This is a genomic window from Paenibacillus sp. FSL H7-0357 (assembly GCF_000758525.1).
Classification (GTDB): domain Bacteria; phylum Bacillota; class Bacilli; order Paenibacillales; family Paenibacillaceae; genus Paenibacillus_AQ.
In genome coordinates, this window is the sequence record NZ_CP009241.1 from 4,567,851 (window position 1) to 4,589,501 (window position 21,651).

The following is a 21,651-nucleotide window of genomic DNA, read 5'->3' on the forward strand; positions in this document are numbered from 1 at the left end:
AGCTCACCTCATACACAAGAAATACAGATAGAAACAGGCCAGCCGGGAATCGGGCTGGCCTGTTTCTATGCGTTGCGGGATCTTCCTCAGTTTGAGGTTTATTGCATTTCACCACAGATTCAATGGGCACCCATATGTCCCCAAAGTCCGTTAAAGAACGCTTTTACCTTTTTAGAATATTTGCCCCTCTCTTTATCCATCGAGGTGTACACAATTGGAATTCCGGCTTTGTTGCCCGTTTCTGATTCTGTCACAGACGTTTCTCCTGGTGCGACCGCTCCATATACGTCCGGAATATTGCCTCTTAGCTCTGCCCGGATGGTGAATGATTGATCTGCATCATGTTGTGAAGGCTGGTTAGCGCCTGTCAGCACAGTTCCTACAGTCCAAACGGCAGCAAGCCATCCAGTAATATAGCGCTTCATATCCGATACCCCCTAAGCCAAGTATTCTTAGATCCTGTTAACTATAGGATGGCTGGGGGTTCAAAAAATATACAGCAGGATTAGAGCAGCGGGGGATCCGTATGTACATCCTTATCGGGATCCGTGGTAATCCAGCGTGTGAAGACAACCTTTAATCCCGCTCTTGTAGGAGCGCAGACGTGAGGACCTGCCTGTACACCGGACTCATAAGGAAAACGGGCGACCCGCAGGGTCCGCCAGGGATGCGACTGCGTTCTGGCTCTGATGATAACTGCATCCTTCATGCGCGAAGCGCGGAAAGTTACGGTCTCTCCGGCCCATTCTGCCACGGGAGACAACGACCAGTCGGAGTATCCGTCAGTTACAACTGCACCGGCATGAGGCACGCCATCATTCATCTCTATGCCTGCTTTAATCCAGACTGTAGGGCTATGCCACAGCATAATTCCCGCCTGATCGTATAGTTCTGTGATGCCCTGCAATGAAAAGCTGATTTCAACCGCTTCTCCATCTTTCCATGGAACCAGCAGTGCATGCCCGTTGTCATGCTGAAATTCATACATCGTTTTTTGCCAATAATCGCTGCCCTCTACTGCTTCGACAATCAATTGATCGCCCTGTACAGTACAGCTCTTCGGTTCATTGGTCCATATCCCATCCTGCCAGTTGTTCGTCTTTACCATTTAGGCACCTCCACTTTCCGTTTTCACATCAGCCATTAACTTGCTAGGCACAAATTACCATAACAACAATATAACCTAACATTGCGGCGGTATGAAGCTTATAAATGCTGTGCGCTGAAATTAAGCCGGGTGTGGTGGCAAAATAATACCTAATTTATGCAGGAACGACGTTGGTTAACTACTGGCTTTTGGGTCTTGCCCAATGTTATCCGCCTGTTCAAGCCCTTATTTCTTGTAGTCTGCCTGTTGCTGTTCGTAAATCTTATAGAAATCGCTCCATACCAGAACATTATCTTTTTCCTTGCCCCACCATTCCTTGTACCAGTCTTCTATTTCCTTGCCGCCTCCGTTTTCCCACTTCTTTTGCGCATCCGCCGCTGCTTGTTCGACGGTATATTTGCTGCCGCTGATAATGGACCGGGTGAAAATATCGTTTACCTCAGTAGTGACATTGTTGAATTTCACCTGCAACCCTTTGGGCAGCTGCGGCATATGCTCGGAATGGGTGAGGCCTTCACCTACCTGCAAATGGTTCATGTAGACATCGCGGGCCTCTCTGAACAGGCGCAGCCCTTCTTGTTGTACCGGAATATCCTCATTAAACAGACTCTCTGTATACCCGGCCTTGCCTTCCTCAAGACGGCTGTAAAGCATTGCATAGTCACTCGCCCAGCTCACTTCATTTTTGTATTTCTCCTGATCGGTAATCACCATCCGGCCATCGGCTTCTACTTTATAATGAGTGCCTTCGAAACCGTTTTTAAACGTTCGTCCAGTCTCGGTTTTAGTCATAAAATCTATATATTTCATGACTGCCTCCGGGTCTTTTGCTCTCGCATTCACCACAGCCGTCATTTGAACCGGATTGTTCCATACCATCGTATACTGTCCTACACTCGTAGTAGGTAGCGGTATCACTTTAAGTTTTGCACCTGGAACATTCTGCGTCAGCGTATCCAGCTCCTTAGCTGCAAAGCCAGTGTAATCGCCGGTCATAAAGGCATACATGCCTATTTTCCCATTCAGGAAATCCTGTTTGGTTTTAGAGCCATCCTTATCCGTCAGAAAATCCTTGTCCACCACTCCCGCTTCATAGAGGCTGCGCTTAAACGCAGTAGATTCTTTCATATTGTTAAGCCCCACGACGATATCATTATTTTTATCCACATTCACCCAGTTAGCGTTAAACATATAGCGGAACAGCCCCGCTGTGTCTCCAAACTGCAGGCCGCCGATCCCATACGTATCCTTCTTGCCATTACCGTCCGGGTCCTGATCGGTAAATGCCTTGGCCACCTCAATCATCTCTTCTTCGGTTGCCGGAGGCTGGAGTCCAAGCTTGTTCAGCCAGTCCTCACGAATGAAGAAGCTCATTAATGGATATACCTCATTTATGCGCCCTACTTCATACAATTTGCCATCCGTCTTGGTACCGGCTTTTCTTAATTCCGGATATTTCACAAGCAGCGCCTTATATTCGACACTGGTATTTTCAATCAGATCGTCGAGCGGCAGAAGCTGCTTCTGATCAAACAGCGTATTGCGGATACTGGTGCCGAACTCAAAAATTAAATCCGGTGCACTTCCCGATGCAAGCAGCACATTGAGCTTGGACTGTGATTCCCAGCGCGGGACTGCGGTAAACTTCACATTCGCTGGGCCGTTTTCGTTGATCCACTTTGACCACATGTTATCTTCGATCGTCCCCATACCGCTGGGTACTGCTCCCCGGTCATAGATGGTAGATGAAATATTGCCCCGTTTTTCCCCACTTTCCACCTTCGCTTGCTTGCCGTCTGCCTCTCCGCCATTACCGCCGGAACATCCGGCCAGTAGTCCAGCTCCCAATGCCCCAACCATCAAACCTTTCATCCATTTCTTGAATCCGTCAGCCATACATAAGCCCCTCTTTCTTATGGAATTTATAACAACACTCAGCCTTTAATGGAGCCAAGCATTACACCTTTCACAAAGTATTTCTGCAGAAATGGATATACGGCCAATATCGGAACAATCATAACAATGACCGCCGCTGATCTTACACCCTCAGGTGTCAGGTTGGAAACCATCGTAGGATCGGAGAAATCCTGGACCAGCGAAGTAGACTTGATCATATTCTGGACCAGTACCGTCATATTGAATTTGACAGTGTCGTTGATATAAATCATCACGCTCATAAATGAATTCCAATAGCCCACTCCATAAAATAAGGCCAGCGTAGCCAGCATCGGTTTGGACAGCGGGAGGACAATCCGGAATAGCAGCCCCAGCTCACTGCATCCATCAATTCGTGCCGCTTCGTCCACTTCCTTCGGTAAATTCTCAAATGAAGAACGCATAATAAGCATGTTGTACGTACTGACCAGTCCAGGCAGCCATAATGCTCCGTAGCTGTTGACCAAGCCGAGCTTTTGGACAACCAGATAAGTCGGAATCAGACCGCCGTTAAAAATCATTGTAAATACCATAGCCATGGTGAAAAATCTTCTGCTGTAGAATTGTTTTCTGGAAAGCGGATATGCAGCCATGATTGTTACAGCCATACTGAGCGCAGTACCGATCAATGTAATCTCCACACTGTTCCAGAATGAACGCACAATCGGCGTTCCCTTGAACAGGCTCTCGAAAGAGAATAAGCTGAAGTCGACTGGCCACAGTCCTACACGTCCCGCCATCACAGCATTAGCACCACTGAGAGATAATGCTGTGACATTCAGCAGCGGCAGTATACAGCTTAAGGCAATCAGGGACAGGACAATATAGTTGAGCGTATAAAAAACTTGTTCACCTCTTGTATCTTTCACAGCTATCCCCTCCTCACCATAATCCTTCGTTAAATTTGCGGGCGATATAATTCGCACTGAAAATCAGGAGGAACGCAACCAGCGATTCGAACAGCCCCATGGCGGTGGTCAGACTGAATTGGGCGCCCTGCAGACCGGTCCGGTAAATGTATGTGCTGATTACATCCGCGATCTGGTTAACGTTTGAATTCTGGAGCATGTAGACCTGGTCAAAGCCCACTTCCATGACACGCCCCATCGACAGGATCAGCAACAGGATAATGGTCGGCCGGATGCCCGGAATGGTTACATGCCAGATCTGGCGCAGCTTGCTTGCTCCGTCCATCCCTGCGGCCTCGTAGAGGCTCGGGTCAATGGTTGTTAAGGCCGCCAGAAAAATGATGGCATTAAACCCCATATCCTTCCATATGCCGGAGCCGACAAATATCGCGATCCAAGAGCCTTTGCTGTACATGAAGGCAAAAGGTTCACCGTAGATCTTTTCCACCAGATTGTTGACTATCCCATGCTCCATAGAGAAGACTGTCGTGACCATCATGGCAATGATGACCCACGAGAGAAAATGCGGCATATAGACAATCGTCTGAATTGTACGTTTGAATCCCATATTCCTTACCTCGTTAAGCATAATTGCCAAAATAATCGGAATGGGAAATCCGAATACAACGCTCAACAAACTCAAACCCACAGTGTTTCGAATAATCTCAAGTGTTCTAGAATCCTGAAACAAAGTTTGAAAATGCTGAAATCCCACCCACGGGCTGTTCAAAACTCCATCGTAAAAATTGTAATCTTTGAACGCAAGAACCAACCCTCCGATTGGCGCGTACCGAAAAATCACATAAAATAATATGACGGGCACAAACATGATCAGCAGGGGAATATTTGATTTGAACCGTCTTAACGCTTGCTGTCTTGTTCTGTGCTTCGCGACCTTATCTCCCGGCCGGAATACCGGGCCTCTCACTGTGCGTGCTGCCTTCATCTCTTCTCTCCTCTCAAGGCTGTATCCATCTGTAATCTATTCTAGTGACATCTGCAAACGCAATCATTTGATATTTACCGATGATTTATTGAAATTCTACACAAGTAGAACAATCTGCCGTCCTCTGAACGAGGTGTACCTCATTATTTGAGAAATATAAAACGGATTGATTACAGAAATATTCAATCTCTTGCATCCCAAAAAAACCCAGCCAATGGCTGAGTTTTGGATGTTATTGTCTGGAGTCCTTTATACTTTAATCAATCAAACCTTCACCTGTTTGTTTGCGGTATTCGCTGGGCGATTTCCCGGTAAGCTGTTTAAAAACGGTCGTGAAATAACTGGAATTATCAAATCCGCTCTCCTCGGCAATTTCCAGCATCCTTAGTTTAGTTCCAGCCAAAAGCGATTTTGCCCGCTCAATCCGCAGCTGGCTAACATAGCTGGTAAATCCTATGCCTGTCTCCTTTTTAAACAGGTTACTGAGGTAATTCGGTGTCACATGCACATGCCCGGCCACTGTCTGCAGCGTGCATACCCCGCGGTAATGAGAGTCAATGTATTGCTTGGCCCGTAAGACGACATTATCCTGCTTCTCCTGCAGCCACTGTGCGAATAAGGCGATGAAATCCCTGCCCTTGCCCTCGGCCCATTCCATAAGCTCGGGCACTGAGCGAAGCATCAGGATCGCTCCGGGATCCAGGGCTTCATATCCGGCAGCTTTCAGATGCCTGAAGTCATCCATTAGAATATCCGAGAAAGCGGTCATCATCGTGTAGACCTCCGTTTTTCCGGACTGAAGGTCCATGATTGATGCTTTTTGAAGATAAGCTGTTATCCTTTCCCTTACCCCCTGCAGGTTGCTTGTGATCAACAAGGACAACAATTCTTCCTTGAACGGGTAGGAGCGCTGCGGATTCATCCCGTCGGGGGGAGTTTCCCCGCCGGCTGTTATTCCGATTTTTTGGTATTTTGCCGCCAAGCCGTCAAGCTGCCGGAGAATCCCTCCATCCAGCCAGCAGACCTGAATACCAGTATAGCGGCTTACCGTGCTCCGAACTGTCGATTGATAAGCGGCGGCAACCGGTCCCGGCTCCAGCAGGAAGGCAAACTCTTCACTCCTCAATGGAAACCAAATTCCCCGCACACCATGCCTCACCATCAACTCCGCAATAATGTTGGATACCGCATAATGCAGAAGTCCTACATCCCGCAGCGTATAAGTTTTCTCATGCGGATAATAGCTTTGGACTCTTAGAATACAGAAGGAGAAGCCTGCCCACTCCCTGCTGCAGGCCTCCCCCGCCTCAAGGTCGTGGGGGCATCCGTAGAGAGCCGCCCGGAACAGATTGATCTGCCGTTCTTTTAGCCGGACCTTTTTTTCCAGCATGTTCAGGCGGAACTTCTCATAGGCCTTGCGCAGTACGCGGTAAACTTCATCCAGAGAAAACGGTTTCAGAAGAAACTCGACTGCACCGTACCGGACCGCCCGCTGTGCGTACTCAAATTCCCGGTAACCGGTCAGAATAATCACCATGACGTTTGGATTGCTGTCCGAGAGCCTTTCTGTCAACGAAAGACCATCCATAACAGGCATATTAATATCCGTAATGACCAAATCGGGCGTGCACAGCTCCATTGCAGCCAGAGCTTCCTCCCCGTCTGCCGCTTCGCCGACTACTTCCCATCCCAGCTCATTGGTGCTGATCAACTTCATCAGCCCTTCGCGGAACCAAGCTTCGTCATCCACGACGAGCAGCTTTCCGATCATATCCGTTCTCCCCTCCCGCAGAATGATATGGAAGACGCAGGCGTACCAGCGTCCCCTTCCCTATTGCTGAGTGAATATCCACGCCGTAAGGAGCGCCATACACCAATTCAATGCGGCGGATGACGCTCCTGGTGCCGATATGCCGGCCGCCATCGTCCGCGATGCCTGGCAACTCCAAAATGCTCCGGATCAGAGCTTGTTCCATGCCGCTGCCGTTGTCGGCGATTTCCAGAACCAGCTGCTCCGGATTTTCTTCGGCCGCCAGCATCCGATATCCGCTGATCGTTAGGCGGCGGTCGTTTTTTTTGTTACGAAAAGCATGCACAAACACATTTTCCACAATGGGTTGAAGCAGCAGACGGATAACCTGGCAGTTCAACAGCTCGTCCGGAAGATCAATCTCTGTTGAGAGCGCCTCCTGATAACGCGCCTTCTGAATTTCAAGGTAGTTGTTAATCTGTTTGATTTCATCATGCAAGGTCGTCAAATGCTGTACCGGCTCCAACGTATACTGCAGCATCTCCGACAAATTATTGACAAGTTGCGCTGAATTCTCATCGCCGTGCATATAGAACTTCCAAAAAAACATACCTAATGTATTGTACAGAAAATGGGGGTTAAGCTGTGCCTGAATAGCTTTCAGCTCCGCTTCCTTCTCACTGATCTCCCGTTCATAGACTTCATGTATCAACGTTTCTATCCGGGAAGTCATCCGGTTAAAGCTGTCCCCAATAAAAGCCAGCTCATCACGTGTCCTGATGCTGACCCGGGTGTCGAACTTCCCTTCACGCACCCGCCTCATTCCTTGCACAAGGCTTCCCAGCGGGCGGAGCAGCCTTCTGCTGATTACGGTGATGATTAACCAGGAACAGAAGAGACTAGCCAGGGCGGAAATAATGGCCACTTGTAAAATCACTTTACTCCGGCTTTGGATCTGTTCAAGCGAAACCTTGCTCACCAGCGAGAAATTCACCTTGTCCGCTACTTGATTCGTATATAAATAGGAGATTCCGCCCTCGTTCTGGATCAGATTCGCATCAGTGCCCAGTTCCGGCAAATCCGGAACAGATTCCGCGTCCCCGTTCAATGAATACAGCAGCTTACCGTCACCATCGAACAGATAAGCATTCGCATCCTCATGCACGCGCAAATCTTTAAGATGAGACTCAAATAAGGAGGTATTAAACAGTATAAGCATCATTCCATAGGTCTCCAGATCAACGGAACGCATCAATCTGCCCGCCATTACCCAATTTGAAGGTTCCAACTGGCTCCCGGGATCAAGTTTGACCCGGCTCCAGACATATTCCCCAGCGGTTCCTTCCAGCCTGTCTATCATGTCTTCCAAGCAGGTTGGGTCCAGACGCTGGAAAGAACCGGATAAAGTTCCCAGGTTCATAATATTACCCTTGAGATCATAGATTCGCATACCTATCATTTCCGGAGCGTCTAGCCGGACCTGGTATAACTGTTCATCCAATACTCTCTCAACCTGCATTCTTTCAAAAGAAGTTGCCCCTGCCGTCTGATTAAGAATCGCTGTTTTCACCGAAGGATTAAGTGTGATATAGTCTGTAATCCTGTACATGTCCTTGACCCGGGAATCAAGCCGGGCCAGCACCTGTTTTGTGGTCTGTCTGTATTGGCGGCTGATCTCCTGATTGAACAGTGAGAGATGCACCTTGTATGTAATCAGTCCGGTTATACCCGAGATGATAAGTGTCGCCACCGACAACGCGGCTATCAGCTTGGTGCTAAATTTAAAGCGGTTACAAAACAAACGACTGAACCTCCTCAAAAATGAATTCCGAGAGAATACTGCCATCTTAACGCACTGCTGTCGTCTGTTTCAATTACATTTAACAAAAAATAAAAGAACAGTCCCATAACCATCTTGGGAGATGATTATAGGACTGTCTATACCCTCATATTGACTTTGACTGGACGTAAACTCCTTGGCTTAACATTGTTTACAAGTCTGGATGCTCATGTTTCGCTTTCAGGCGGTTCCAGCGGCGTTGTACTTCGTTCTCGAAGCTGCGCAGCGCAGGCTCGTTCTCAGGCTTCAGCAGATGGCGGGTTTTGCCCATCGTCTTCAGCCAAACCGAGACCTCTACCCGTTTATTCTTGTCTTCCGGATTGTACGTAATATTCGTCGCTCCTTGCTCTACTTCGTAGAGCGGGAAGAAACAAGACTCGACAGCCAGGGATACGATGTCGGTTCCATCCTTGTCTTCGGACATCCAGTTCAGCGGGCAGGCAATCAGAATCTTGCCATAGACCAGACCTTCATTCTGAGCATACCATTGTGCTTTGGCCGCTTTCTTCAGCAGATCCTGCGGGTAAGCCTCACAGCCGGTGAACACATAAGGAATGTTCGTAGCCGCCATAATTTGCGCGGTGTCTTTATGCTGTGTTACTTTGCCCTGCTGGGTTTTCCCGATGCTGGATGTCGAAGTACGGTGTCCGAGCGGTGTAGAATACGATTGCTGTGCGCCTGTATTCATATAACCTTCGTTATCGTACTCCACGATGATCATCTTGTGGCCGCGCAGCGCTGCACCGATGGCCGGTCCCATACCGATATCCATCCCGCCATCGCCGGTAACCATGACAAAGGTAAAGTCCTCTTGCAGGCCCAGTCCATCCAGCTCGCCGCGGCGTTTGCGTTCCCAGAACATTTCCACGACACCGGACAGCGTAGCTGCACCGTTCTGGAAGAGGTTATGAATAAACGTCGATTTGTGGGAGGAGTACGGATAACCTGTTGTGGTTACCATTGCGCAGCCCGTGTGGTAGAGAGCTACGATATCTCCTTCAATCCCTTTGAAGAATAGCTCGAGGCCCGAGAAAATACCGCAGCCTGGACAAGCACCGTGACCCGGTGACAACCGTCTAGGCTTCTTCATCAGGCTACGGACCGGAGGCACCTTCACACTCAGCTTGCCGGTCACTTCATCCTGCTTCACTGTAATCAGGCCGGTCTTGAGCGACTCGAAATTCATCGGTTTCAGCAAACGTTTCGGAGCTTTTTCCGCTTCACCAGGATTATGTCCATAATAATCGAACGGCACTTCTACGCGATCCGCGACCACAGCGTCCATGGCGAGCTGGAAGAAATGATGTCCATCTTCAGCGAAGAAATCCTTACCACCCAGTCCATAAATGCGGCTGATTACCTTGGTAGTGGTGTTGCCGTAAGTGAACAGGGCCGCCTTAATTTCGTTGACCATATTGCCGCCGTGTCCGCCAACAGAGTCAGCACGGTCCCCGACAGTGATCGCTTTAACGTTCTTCAACGCTACGGCAATTTGCTTCTGCGGGAAAGGACGAATCATATTCGGCGAGATCGCACCGGCTTTGATGCCTTGCAGGCGAAGCTGATCTACCACGTCCTTGATAATTTCGGAAGCGGAGTTCATCAGGAATACCGCTACGTCGGCATCCTCCATCCGGTATTCCTCAATCATAGGGTAATGGCGTCCGGTCAGCTCAGCAAATTCCTGGGCGATTTCCTCGAACACTTCACCAGCATTGTACATCGCTACCGATTGCTGGTAACGGTTGTTGATATAATCCGGTTCATTCATATAAGGACCTACCGTAACCGGATTGTTGCGGTCCAACGTATCGGTAAAACCGGTTGGCGGCTGTTCGCCTACGAACTTCTGAACATCCTCGCGGTGGGCGAAAGCCTGCACACGGCGTTTCTGGTGGGAGGTGAAATAACCGTCAGAAGCAACCATAACCGGAAGGCGGACCTTGGCATGCTCTGCCAGCTTCAGCGCCATCAGGTTCATGTCGTAGACGGACTGCGGATCACGGCACATCAGGATCGGCCAGCCGGTGTTCAGGGCAAAATACAAATCCGAATGGTCGCCATGAATATTCAGCGGACCAGAAATGGAGCGGCAGACCAGGTTCATGACCATAGGCATCCGCGTACCGGCTTGTACAGGCAATTGCTCCAGCATGAACATATAGCCTTGAGCACTGGTCGCGTTGAATACGCGTCCGCCTGCTGTAGAAGCACCATAACAAATCCCTGCCGAGCTGTGCTCGCCATCCGAAGGAACCAGCATAATGTCATGCTGTCCGCTTGCTTTCATCGTATCAAGGAACTGGGCAACCTCCGTCGACGGGGAGATCGGGAAATAACCCATGACATGGTAATTAATCTGATGTGCGGCATATGCCGCCATTTCATTTCCTGATTCATACAGGAATTTCTGTTCCACCTTGGCGGAACCTACTTCTTTTTCATAATCAATAGCCACTGTTCATTCCACCTTTCTTCAGAAGATTAAGACTGCGATATAAGATCGAATTGATGGTGCACCGTGTGACTGTCCGCATAGCCTTCCTTCTCACGCAGAATGGACAGCGCAGAGGTCGGACAGGCGCCTACACATTTCAGGCAGCCCTTGCAATATTGATAGTCAATGCCCAGCAGGAACATTTGCGAGCGGCCTTTGCGGTCGAGCCGTTCTTCCCAGACAAAACACTGATCGGGGCAAACAGTATCGCACTGTGCACAGTGGATGCAGGATTCATTCTCATATGCAGGAATCATTCCGGAACGGGAAATACTCAGATTCTTGAGGAAGCTGCTGCCCGGGTTAATGATGGTTCCCCCCATCGGCTGGGTCTCATAGCCCAGCGCTGAAATGTCGGAACGTACATATTCCGGCATGCTTTCGCCCTCCGGCAGCTCGAAGTCCATAAACTTCACTTCATTGAAGCCCCGTTCAAAGGTGGTAATTGCCGATTGTACAGCTTGCGGATATTTTTTGCCAAGAGATTTCTCAATTACGCCCTTCATGGTTTCGGTATCCAGGAAAGGACAAAGCCGGAACAACGCACCCAGCATCGCCATATTGACCCGGTTCTTTTCTTTCAGGGCAATGCTTGTCGCATCGATCACCGCGATCGTGCCTGCCTTCATCTTGAGCAGCTCTTTCAGCTCCTCCGGCGTCTTGGCCGAATTCACAAGAACGGTACTGTGCTCATAAATGCCGCTTGTCACATTGACGGTTTTGGCTAGTGCTTCATGAAAAACCCCAACGACGTGTGGACGCTCAACCGGCGAAGTATCGCGGATATGTGTGTCCAAATCACAGAAACGGATATGGGCCTTTACTGCTGACCCCTTCTTCTCCGAGCCGTAAGACGAAAAACTGACGCCGTTCAGACCTGCGCCCACTACACCCGCTTCCGCGAGCATCTTACCGGCCAGATTCGCTCCCAGCCCTCCAATGGACTCCAGACGAATCTCAAAGAAACCGAGATCGTTCAATTTTGGTAATTGTACCACCGACATAACCCCTTCCTTAGTGTCAAGTAGAATAACATCCTTTTGACTTTTTCAACGATTGTAACTTGATTTTGCAAGTCGCGAAGTGACATATCTTGCATTTTCCACGCTTTGGGAATCACATTTATTTATGGATTTTAGATGATTTCTTTATACGCGACAGAGTGGCGTTACTTTAATAGAAGGTAATCTGCCATACAAGCAACAATATATGAAAATTGTGTGAAAAATCCGTGTTTCCCAAGGTTTTTGTGGATACAAGGTCACCCTTAATTTAGCAATAAAATTAAAAATTAAGATGTTAAATTTATCACATTAATCATGATAAATATCACAGTTAGCATACTCTTCCCCCCACGACAAAAAGAGCAGCCTCATAGCTGCTCCACCTCAAAGCGTCAAATTATGCCCTGTTTATTTTGCTATAACAAGCGGCAAAAAAACATCATCAACAATCCCTATGAGGGTCTCATCCGTTACAGGCTCATGGGTTGTAAGTATTTCATACCGCAGTAAATCAGCGGGAAGCGCAATGACCCGGGCATTGATTGTCTCCAGACTAAGCTCTCCCCGTTTCTCAGCATTTTTCAAAATCGACTTCATGGCTGCTGTCAACTTGTCTTCACTTCTCGGCCGCATCAACTCCGGCAAAGAAGAAATTAAATCTTTGCCGTGGTATTCGACCATCAGACCATGCATGGTTTCAGCGCCAATCGTCTGCAGGGGTTTCGCAATTCCTTGAAGCAGGATAAACACATCCTTGCGCAGATCGCCGGTATCGGGAGTGAAACTGGCAAGTTCAGGTTTGGGCACATGTTTGATTATAGCTGCCACAACAATCTTCGCTTTATTTGGCCAGCGGCGATATACGGCTGTTTTGTTGGTCTTAGCCCGAGCTGCGATTTTTTCCATCGTCAGCAGGGCATAACCAACCTCGCCCAGTTCATCCCAGGCAGCCTGCAATATCGCATTTTCGAGAATATCACCACGGCGGCGTGCGCCTGAGAGCTGATCATCATCACCCGTAACTTGGCTAGGTTGAGACACAGGGTCATTCTTTATTTCATCCATGTAGATTCCCTTCTTTCACGTTTTCATCATTTCTTTATTGCTTTTATTGTGAGTATAATATATCTTATACACATTAGGTACGGTACGTACCGTACCTAATTATCTCATGAGAGGAGTCTTCATATGGTAAGAAATACTGCAAATAGCCAAAAGTCTCATAAGCCTCAGAAAGAAAAAATGGACCCGGTCATACTTAAGATAACCCTCATTCTGGTGTTTGGTGCGCTCGCACCGCTATTTGACTCGACAATGGTCAATGTGGCCATAAATACACTTACAGTGGATTTAAAAAGCACAGTCTCGCTCATCCAATGGGTTATAACAGGATATGTACTGGCCATGGGTATGACGGTGCCGGTTTCAGGCTGGGCTGTCAATCGTTTTGGCGGCAAAAAGGTATACATGTTCTCACTCGTTATATTTTTAGCCGGTTCCATTCTATGCTCTCTGTCGTGGAATCCCGGCAGCCTAATCGGCTTCCGGCTTCTGCAGGGGGCGGGTGCGGGAATCTTGATCCCGACTTTGCAAACAGTGCTTGTTCAAAGCGCTGGCGGCCGCAATCTTGGTCGTATAATGTCGATTATCGGCATTCCAACAGTGCTGGGTCCGATTCTCGGACCAGTACTGGGCGGCATTATCATCAATAGCTGGAGCTGGCGTTTTATCTTCTATGTTAATATTCCGGTCACTCTTATTGCTCTGGTGCTGGCGTGGCGGGGAATCCCGGCTGACGAACCTTCCTCAGACAAACAGTCCCTCGACATAATCGGTCTCCTGCTGATGTCACCCGCATTTGCCATACTGATTTACGGCATATCCCAGATCAGTGCTTATGGGGGTCTAAACAGTAGCAGAGTTGCGGTTCCGCTGTTGGTTGGCCTGTCCCTCATGACTGTGTTTATCGTCTACGCTTTGCGTACAAAAAAAGCACCGCTGCTTGACCTGCGTCTGTTTACATCCCGCGTTTTCTCCGCTTCGAATGTTACGGTCTTTCTTGCAGGCATGATCATGAACGGAGCCTTGCTCCTCCTGCCATTATACTATCAGCAGGTGCGTGGTGAAAGTGTACTGTTTACCGGACTCCTGTTGATTCCTCAAGGAATCGGTATGTTGTTGACCCGAGGTTGGATAGGTGGATTGGCCGATCGCATGGGATCGCGGCTTATTGTTATACTAAGTCTGGCGGTTACAATAGCTGCAACGCTTCCTTTTGCCGTAGCCGGCTTCGAAACCAGTCCGTTCTTGTTGGCAGCATCGTTGATGATACGGGGTGCGGCTTTGAACGGACTCCTGATTCCGGTCATGGTTTCAGCCTATGTAGGATTAAGCAAAGCACAAGTGCCTCATGCCAGTATTTCGTTGAGGATTTTCCAGACCATCGGGGGAGCATTCGGAGCAGCTATTCTGGCAACAGTCATCCAGCATGAACTTGCAGCTCACCCCGCACCCAATGTCAACACAGTTGCAGGGGCATATAATACTGCCTTCTGGTGGTTGATTGGATTTGCTATTATCGCATTTTTGCCCGCACTGCTATTAACAACGCGTAAGGATAGATCGGTGTCCAAACAAATATGAACTTTGCCAAACTTATGTAAGAGAATGTTAGAATATAAATCTCCAGGTCTGAAAATTACAAAAGCCCATCCGGAGATGGGCCAGGATTGCTGTAATTCTCAAAGGTTTAGTAAGTCCACCAGTTACCCGACATCACAATCATCGAGAACAGCTTGATGCTGTCTTCATAGTAATCTTCCGCTGCGCTGCCTGCCGTATGGCTCCAAAGTGAATTCAGCCAGCTCTGGTTAGCCGAAGAGGTCATGGCACTTACCCCGAACGGAGCATAAAAAGCACCGCTGTTGTAGCTTCCGAAAGTGGTCCCATTGAGCTTGTAGCCATCCTTAATATTGCCCGGCGTATTGCTGACTTTAGTCTTGATCCAGCTGTTGAGCTGGTTAAGCTGGGATAAGGCTCGGTTGTCTCCCGAGATCAGGTAATCGGTTGTAATCCGCCATGGGGTACGACAGGAATTATAGTTATAGTGCCCGTCGTTGGCATCTTCAAGGAAGTTGGCTGGCGCCGGTTTGTATACCCCTCCAGAGTAGACCACGAAGTCGGGCAGCAAACCGGTGGTAGTGCTATAGCCTGTATACAGGCTGTTGATGATCGTATAGGTTTTATCTGCAACGTTTTGCCAGCGGGTATCTCCGGTTGCTGCTTGAAATGCCTTTAAATGACCCAGCATAAAGTCCGATGGCCGGGTAGCGGTATTGTACGAGCCGCTGTTCGCCCAATCGCCGAGACGGATGGTCCACTGCGTCTGATTGATTTCATCGTCCATAATTGCATTTATAATGTGATTGGCTGCCTGCAGATAGTTAACTGTGCCGCCGCTGCCCCACTGTTTGTCTGCGAGCAGGAGCGAGTAGGCGATATCCATATCACCGTCCGTAGCAGAATCTTCCCCCTCGATATTCTCAAAGCTGCTGTTCTGCTTCCACGACATCAGGTAAGGATTAAGAGAGCTGGGATGTTCGGTGTAATAATTATACAGTCCGTCAAAATAAGTCTGTGCGTTGCTGTCATAACCACCCATAAGTACCGTGAACAGCATACCGTAGCCATGGGCTTCGGATACAGTTTCGCCAGCCGAATTATATTTTACGTAATATTTTCCTGTGCCTGCCGGTTTCAGATAAGCCGCTTTCCAGGCATTCCATTTGGTTTTTACCGAGTTGTCCATACTTGTCTGTGTGACATGGTTAGGCTTGATTGTGCCGCTCGTATAAGTCGTATGCTGAGGGAAAGGTTTGTTTACAGCAGCAAATGCGGAACCAGCCGGCAGGATAAGTAGCGCCAGACAGAGTAACAAGAAGCTTTTCCAGCCAAGTTTATGCTTGCCTCGTCTTTTCATAAATGATTCACTCCTCAATAGTAGAATAAGAATCAATTGCGAAAATTAACCGGCGAAACCAGAGCTCCCCCCTCTCAAATGGATCAATGAAACTTTCCGGCAGCAGCAGTGAAAGTTAAAGCGTTTTAACTTTCACAACAAAAAAGATAATTCAGTTTCCTGAATTCGTCATGAAAGTAAGAACATCTTTAATATATTATCCCTGTTATTTTCTGTCAATCAGTATTGTGTCTTGGATACCGAAATCAAAAAGCTGCCCCCATCCGCAGATTGCCTGCAGGGGACAGCTCGTCCATCACATTCTATTTAAAAAGCCTCTTCTACTCGATATCCTGTTGCATATGCTCAGCGATCAGCTGCTGCTTGCGGTCCCACACCTGCTCGCTGAGATTCACGCGGTACACCTCAGGATTGAGTATGCGCAGATACTCAGGCCAGAACAGGTCGAGCTGCTCCTGATGGTAGCGGCGGATCTCATTCAGCTCCGGTAATTTATAAACCTGGAAACCATTGACGTAGATTGGCTCCAGCATCGGCAGCGCCTCGTAACGGTCCACATGCTTCTTCATATACGGATGCAGCGGATTAAACAGCTTCAATCGGGCACCGCTGCGCGGGCCAGTTTCTTCAGGGAAGCTGATATAATCGGCCAGCGCCTTGCCATTGGTGCCGACAATCCGGAACACTTCCTTCTTGCCCGGCGTAGATACTTTTTCGGGGTTGGAGGAGATTTTGATCGTCGGTACCATTTCACCGGAAGGGGACTCAATCTCCACCAGCTTGTACACTCCGCCGAGGGAAGGCTGATCGGATGCCGTAATCAGCTGTGTTCCCACACCCCAGGTATCTATGGCAGCTCCCTGCGCCTTCAAGTTCATGATCGTGTTCTCATCGAGATCATTGGAAGCGACGATCTTGACATACTGCAGTCCGGCTTCATCGAGCATCTTGCGTGCCTGGCGTGACAAATAGGCCAAGTCTCCGCTGTCGAGCCGGATGCCGTTCATGCGTTTACCCTCTGCCTCCAGCTTCTTCGCGGTGTTAATCGCATGCGGCACACCGCTGCGCAGCGTGTCAAATGTATCCACCAGCAGCGTAACGCCATCCGGCAGCACCTTGGCATAAGCATCAAACGCCTCCTGTTCGCTGGCGAAGCTCTGCACCCATGAATGGGCATGTGTGCCCTTCGTGGGTATGCCGAACATTTTGCCGGCCAACATATTGGAGGTGGCATGGAAGCCGCCGATATAAGCCGCACGTGCTCCCCACACCGCTGCGTCGGCTTCCTGAGCACGCCGTGTGCCAAACTCAAGCAGAATATCATCCGGCGCCACCTGCTTGATACGGGAAGCTTTGGTGGCGATCAGCGTCTGATAGTTCATGAAGTTCAGGATGGCAGTCTCCACAAGCTGAGCCTCCATGATCGTTCCTTCCACACGAATCAGCGGCTCATCGGGAAAGACAAGCGCTCCTTCCTTCATGGAATGGATGCTGCCCTGGAAATGAAACTGCAGCAGCTCCTCCAGAAAAGCAGGTGCATAATTCTCCTCCTGCTCAGACAAGTAACGGATGTCTTCCTCAGTGAAACGCAATTCACTGATGTACTGAGCGATCCGCTCCAGGCCCGCGAACACAGCAAAGCCGTTCCCGAAGGGAAGCTTGCGGAAATAGGCTTCGAATACAGCCTTGCGTTTATGGCTTCCATTCACCCAGTGGGCGTACATCATATTAATCTGATATTTGTCCGTATGTAGAGCAAGCTCTCTCCTCAAATCCTCATCTCCTAGTATCTTCACTGCTGCATCTGCAGGTGCTATAGTTTTCTCTATTTTGCAGTAACTACTTTTGCTCCAAGGCTGCCCCGGAAATGGCCCAGCGCCCAGACATGCCCATCGGCATTAAAGCTCGCCACAGCGTCTTCGTGTATGATGATTTCAAAACCTTTGTTATATGCATCCACTGCAGTATGCAGCACACAAATATCTGTACATACCCCTATCAGATGAAGCTCGGCAATCCCGCGTTCACGCAGTTTCAGCTCCAAATCCGTGCCGCTAAAGGCGCTGTAACGGGTTTTGTCCATCCAATAGATGTCTTTCTGGTTCGCTTCATATACGTTATGCAGTTCCCCATACAGCTCACGCCCCCGGCTGCCGCGCAGATTATGCGGTGGAAACAGTTTGCTCTCCGGATGATAGGAATCATTGGCTTCATGTAAATCTACCGCCATCACCACGAAATCGCCACTCTTCACAAATTGCTCCGTCAACTGGTTCACTCTGGACGCAATGTCTATGCCGGGCTGTCCAACAGGCAGGCTGCCGTCAATAAAATCATTGGTGAAATCGATCACGATCAATGCCTTCATTTAGTGACCTCCTAAAAGTTTTGTGAGCATCTACTCCATTGAATAGCTTCGTACAAAACTGCTTCGAAAGCATACGCTAAGTCTGGTGAGCATCTACTCCATTGAATAACTTCATACAAAACCACTTCGAAAACATCCGCCTGGTTTTGTAAGTATCTGCTTTAAGTATAAATTGATAATAATGGCTCGTGGTCCGTAAACATATAGAGCTGGGCAGGGCGCTGGGAGTATTGGTTGGAGCTGAGCGGATTGCCTGCTTCATCGCTTACTTCCTTTAATATACCCTGCCGGCTGCGGGTTGACGTAATTTTGCGGATAAAGTTCGGTTCTTTAAATTCCGGCACTACGGTCTGAATGACCTGATACAACTCGCTCAGCGTAAAATGCCGCGGTAAAAACTGTCTGGCTATCGTCGTCTGCAGCATTTGCTGCTGAATCCGCAGATAGGCGTCGTTAATAATATCACGGTGGTCAAAAGCCAGCTCCAGCTCTTCGAGCGCTTCCTGCAGCGTAAACAGCCCTACCTCACCCGCGTCATCGGAGGCTTGTCTCTGCTCCAGCATCCACTCCTCCACCAGTGCGAAAAAGGCGTGGCTGATAATCCAGCCGCGCGGATCCCGGCCTGGTGTACTGTAGACACCAAGGTATTCCAAATGTCCGCCGTCCACACCGGTTTCTTCCTTCAGTTCACGTGTGGCTGCATCATATATAGATTCATCTTCCTGGCAGAAGCCACCCGGCAAGGCCCACATGCCCTCGCAAGGCCATTTCTTCCGACGGATCAGCATGACTTTCAGTTCGCGCAGCGGAAGCGTCTTCGTGACCGTCTTCCGTTCCCGTTTGGTCAGGGTAAACATGACAATATCGGCCGGAACTCCGTCCGGTGTACGGTACTTTTTGGCGTTATAGTTTTGTTCCGCGTTCTCGCTCACTCTAGATCATCCTTTGCTGCAGCTTTAATTTAACTGTTCGTATCTTTTAATGTACCAAACCTGAACTTCTAAAATCAATTAATTATGATGTCCTAGCTGAAAAAAGGGACGGATCTGCATCCGCCCCCCGAAATTTATTTAATCACCGCATGTGGACGGAGGCGCTTCAGTGCCGGCTTCCACATTGATTTTTTCCGACACGGTGTCTCGGATTACAGAAATAACGAGCTGCAGCAGATAGTTAATATCGCTCTGGCTCTGCTGAAATTCGTTCACGACCGGTATGCCGTCAATTTCATCCTGCAGCACTTCAATTTCACGCTCAATCTTGGCCACCATCTCTTTATTCTTGAAGCTCTCAAAGGCCACAATCTCCTTCTGCTTCTTCTTGATCGTGGCGATCAGTCCCTGCACCCGTTCATGATTCAGAATCTTTTGCTCGGCCTGCTGGAAATGCTGCACCTCTTCGCTGGTCGAAATGAGTGAAGCGAGCTCCTTGGCTTTGCCCATAATATCCTCGCGCACGATCAGATCGCGGGTATTGTAGGTCGGCATGCCGTATTCGTTCAAACGCGGTTCTTCCTGGCTCACTGACATCGCTCCATTCCTCTATAATTAGAGGACAGCCGCGGCTTCCGCCACGCAATCCCCTTTAATGTACCATGTTTTCGTATCGGTAATTCTGACTTGCACCAAACTGCCGATGAGATCCTTCGAACCTTCAAAATGCACCAGTTTGTTGGCGCTGGAACGGCCTGAAAGCACTTGAGCGTTATTCTTGCTCTCCCCTTCCACCAGCACCTCGACCAGTTCACCGAGCATCCGGTCATTGCTGATCCGGCTCTGCTCTTTAATGAGGTCATTCAGCCGCTGCAGGCGCTCGCTCTTCACCTCAGCGGGTACATTATCCTCCATCGCAGCCGCAGGCGTACCCTCGCGCGGTGAATAAATGAAGGTATAAGCCATATCATATCCTACTTCACGCACCAGCGACAGTGTTTCTTCGAACTGTTCCTCGGTTTCACCGGGGAATCCCACGATGATATCCGTCGTCAGCACGGCAGCCGGCACACTGGCCTTAATCTTGCGGACAAGCTCCATGTACGCCTCACGTGTGTATTTGCGGCTCATCTTCTTCAGAACGGCAGTACTTCCGGACTGTACCGGCAGGTGAATATGCTCTGCGAGATTTCCGCCTTTTCCCAGTACTTCAATCAATCTATCGTCAAAATCGCGGGGATGCGAAGTCATGAAGCGGATGCGTGGAATGTCGATCTTGCGCATATCGTCCATGAGGTCCCCGAATGTATAATCCAAATCCGTAAAATCCTTGCCGTATGCATTCACATTCTGCCCCAGCAAAGTCACTTCCTTAAAGCCCTGACGGGCCAGCTCCCGAACCTCGGCGATGACATCCTCCGGACGGCGGCTGCGCTCCTTACCCCGCGTAAACGGTACGATGCAGTAGGTACAGAACTTATCACAGCCGTACATGATATTCACCCAGGCACGCATCCCCTCCCGTTTCTTCGGCAGGTTCTCGATGATGTCGCCTTCCTTGGACCAGACTTCAACTACAAGCTCCTTGCTATAAACCGCTTCCTTAACAAGCTGCGGCAGCCGGTGGATATTGTGCGTGCCAAAGATCATGTCAACGAAGCCGTATTTGGACATGATGCGGTTAACCACGCCTTCCTCCTGTGACATGCAGCCACAGACCCCAAGCAGCAGACCCGGCTTCTCGAGCTTCAGCGTCTTGAGATGGCCCAGCTCCCCGAACACCTTATCTTCGGCATTCTCGCGGATCGCACAAGTATTCAGCAGAATAATATCAGCCTCATTGCGGTCTTCGGCAGCGAGATAACCCATTTGCTCCAGCATGCCTTTCATCGTTTCCGTATCATGCTCGTTCATCTGGCAGCCGTAGGTGGCGATGAAATAATAATGCTGTTTGTGGCGGTTTATCTCCCGGAACTGCTCCATGGCCTGATTTGTATCAGTATCTTCAAAGTTTATAACTTCTATTTCCTGCTTGCCCCTGCGCTTGCCCTCTTTGTAGTCCGGGTTGGAATTGATCTGTACGGTACGTCCTTTGATTCTATACGTAGTTTTGCCTTCTTCTTCACTGATGACTTTGGCATCAGAAAAATCAAAATACTTCGAGTAATCTTTCGAACCACCCTTGCCGAATTTTAAGTCCGGTGAGTTATTCCCCATTGTCATTATTCCACGTCCTTTATATTGAAGCTTTGTAAAATAAACTCTAGAATTTTATTCTTGCTAATAAAAAATTATAGCATAAGGATAAAATGCAATCCAAGTTTTACAATTTTAAAAGGCAATCTGGTAGAATAAACTATATCCCCTGATACAATTAAAATTCT

17 protein-coding genes are annotated in these 21,651 nt (G+C 48.9%); 1 reads left to right on the top strand and 16 read right to left on the bottom strand.

Annotation, left to right across the window (positions count from 1 at the left end):
- Positions 1-119: 119 nt before the first annotated feature.
- From H70357_RS19880 to H70357_RS19925, 10 genes are all read right to left on the bottom strand, one after another.
- Positions 120-425, bottom strand: coding sequence for a hypothetical protein (locus H70357_RS19880; protein WP_038593132.1), 306 nt, complete (start codon positions 423-425; stop codon positions 120-122).
- Between the two features lie 80 nt (positions 426-505).
- Complete coding sequence (locus H70357_RS19885) at positions 506-1,108, bottom strand: DUF1349 domain-containing protein (RefSeq protein ID WP_038593135.1); 603 nt, start codon at positions 1,106-1,108, stop codon at positions 506-508.
- Between the two features lie 225 nt (positions 1,109-1,333).
- Positions 1,334-3,004 carry a type 2 periplasmic-binding domain-containing protein gene (locus tag H70357_RS19890; protein WP_052092145.1) on the bottom strand — a complete coding sequence of 557 codons (1,671 nt, stop codon included), beginning with the start codon at positions 3,002-3,004 and terminating at the stop codon, positions 1,334-1,336.
- Positions 3,005-3,042: 38 nt separating this feature from the next.
- Complete coding sequence (locus H70357_RS19895; protein WP_038593138.1) at positions 3,043-3,912, bottom strand: carbohydrate ABC transporter permease; 870 nt, start codon at positions 3,910-3,912, stop codon at positions 3,043-3,045.
- Between the two features lie 13 nt (positions 3,913-3,925).
- Positions 3,926-4,897, bottom strand: a complete 972-nt coding sequence (locus H70357_RS19900) for an ABC transporter permease (RefSeq protein WP_038593140.1) — start codon at positions 4,895-4,897, stop codon at positions 3,926-3,928.
- A 256-nt stretch (positions 4,898-5,153) separates the two neighbouring features.
- Entirely contained in the window at positions 5,154-6,668 is a 1,515-nt protein-coding gene (locus tag H70357_RS19905) for a response regulator transcription factor (RefSeq protein ID WP_038593146.1), read from the bottom strand.
- On the bottom strand, positions 6,640-8,448 hold the full coding sequence (locus tag H70357_RS19910; protein WP_052092146.1) for a cache domain-containing sensor histidine kinase: 1,809 nt from the start codon (positions 8,446-8,448) through the stop codon (positions 6,640-6,642). Before H70357_RS19910 ends, H70357_RS19905 begins: the two co-directional genes overlap by 29 nt.
- Before the next feature lie 190 nt (positions 8,449-8,638).
- Positions 8,639-10,945, bottom strand: coding sequence for a thiamine pyrophosphate-dependent enzyme (locus H70357_RS19915; RefSeq protein WP_038593149.1), 2,307 nt, complete (start codon positions 10,943-10,945; stop codon positions 8,639-8,641).
- A gap of 26 nt (positions 10,946-10,971) precedes the next feature.
- Positions 10,972-11,982, bottom strand: a complete 1,011-nt coding sequence (locus H70357_RS19920) for a 2-oxoacid:acceptor oxidoreductase family protein (protein ID WP_038600037.1) — start codon at positions 11,980-11,982, stop codon at positions 10,972-10,974.
- 414 nt (positions 11,983-12,396) lie between these two features.
- Positions 12,397-13,053, bottom strand: coding sequence for a TetR/AcrR family transcriptional regulator (locus H70357_RS19925; RefSeq protein WP_052092147.1), 657 nt, complete (start codon positions 13,051-13,053; stop codon positions 12,397-12,399).
- Between the two features lie 123 nt (positions 13,054-13,176).
- Here H70357_RS19925 and H70357_RS19930 point away from each other — a divergent pair, with 123 nt between their 5' ends.
- A complete protein-coding gene (locus H70357_RS19930) occupies positions 13,177-14,631 on the top strand; it encodes a DHA2 family efflux MFS transporter permease subunit (protein WP_038593152.1) in 1,455 nt (484 codons plus the stop codon).
- A 106-nt stretch (positions 14,632-14,737) separates the two neighbouring features.
- Here the strand turns inward: H70357_RS19930 and H70357_RS19935 are convergent, their stop codons facing one another.
- From H70357_RS19935 to miaB, 6 genes are all read right to left on the bottom strand, one after another.
- Entirely contained in the window at positions 14,738-15,967 is a 1,230-nt protein-coding gene (locus tag H70357_RS19935) for a family 8 glycosyl hydrolase (protein WP_038593155.1), read from the bottom strand.
- A gap of 320 nt (positions 15,968-16,287) precedes the next feature.
- Positions 16,288-17,739, bottom strand: a complete 1,452-nt coding sequence (locus tag H70357_RS19940; RefSeq protein ID WP_038593158.1) for a nicotinate phosphoribosyltransferase — start codon at positions 17,737-17,739, stop codon at positions 16,288-16,290.
- A 53-nt stretch (positions 17,740-17,792) separates the two neighbouring features.
- Positions 17,793-18,335: a cysteine hydrolase family protein gene (locus H70357_RS19945; RefSeq protein ID WP_038593161.1), complete on the bottom strand. Its 543-nt coding sequence runs from the start codon at positions 18,333-18,335 to the stop codon at positions 17,793-17,795.
- 161 nt (positions 18,336-18,496) lie between these two features.
- Positions 18,497-19,267, bottom strand: coding sequence for an NUDIX domain-containing protein (locus H70357_RS19950; protein ID WP_038593164.1), 771 nt, complete (start codon positions 19,265-19,267; stop codon positions 18,497-18,499).
- A gap of 138 nt (positions 19,268-19,405) precedes the next feature.
- Positions 19,406-19,822 carry a YlbF/YmcA family competence regulator gene (locus H70357_RS19955; RefSeq protein ID WP_341380381.1) on the bottom strand — a complete coding sequence of 139 codons (417 nt, stop codon included), beginning with the start codon at positions 19,820-19,822 and terminating at the stop codon, positions 19,406-19,408.
- Positions 19,823-19,882: 60 nt separating this feature from the next.
- Positions 19,883-21,490: a tRNA (N6-isopentenyl adenosine(37)-C2)-methylthiotransferase MiaB gene (miaB, locus tag H70357_RS19960; RefSeq protein ID WP_038593167.1), complete on the bottom strand. Its 1,608-nt coding sequence runs from the start codon at positions 21,488-21,490 to the stop codon at positions 19,883-19,885.
- Between the last annotated feature and the right edge of the window lie 161 nt (positions 21,491-21,651).

Bases quoted from the DNA above. Each gene is read 5' to 3' on its own strand.
- H70357_RS19880 (WP_038593132.1), bottom strand. From the start codon at position 425: ATGAAGCGCTATATTACTGGATGGCTTGCTGCCGTTTGGACTGTAGGA.
- H70357_RS19885 (WP_038593135.1), bottom strand. From the start codon at position 1,108: ATGGTAAAGACGAACAACTGGCAGGATGGGATATGGACCAATGAACCG.
- H70357_RS19890 (WP_052092145.1), bottom strand. From the start codon at position 3,004: ATGGCTGACGGATTCAAGAAATGGATGAAAGGTTTGATGGTTGGGGCA.
- H70357_RS19900 (WP_038593140.1), bottom strand. From the start codon at position 4,897: ATGAAGGCAGCACGCACAGTGAGAGGCCCGGTATTCCGGCCGGGAGAT.
- H70357_RS19905 (WP_038593146.1), bottom strand. From the start codon at position 6,668: ATGATCGGAAAGCTGCTCGTCGTGGATGACGAAGCTTGGTTCCGCGAA.
- H70357_RS19925 (WP_052092147.1), bottom strand. From the start codon at position 13,053: ATGGATGAAATAAAGAATGACCCTGTGTCTCAACCTAGCCAAGTTACG.
- H70357_RS19930 (WP_038593152.1), top strand. From the start codon at position 13,177: ATGGTAAGAAATACTGCAAATAGCCAAAAGTCTCATAAGCCTCAGAAA.
- H70357_RS19935 (WP_038593155.1), bottom strand. From the start codon at position 15,967: ATGAAAAGACGAGGCAAGCATAAACTTGGCTGGAAAAGCTTCTTGTTA.
- H70357_RS19945 (WP_038593161.1), bottom strand. From the start codon at position 18,335: ATGAAGGCATTGATCGTGATCGATTTCACCAATGATTTTATTGACGGC.
- H70357_RS19955 (WP_341380381.1), bottom strand. From the start codon at position 19,822: ATGCCGACCTACAATACCCGCGATCTGATCGTGCGCGAGGATATTATG.
- miaB (WP_038593167.1), bottom strand. From the start codon at position 21,490: ATGACAATGGGGAATAACTCACCGGACTTAAAATTCGGCAAGGGTGGT.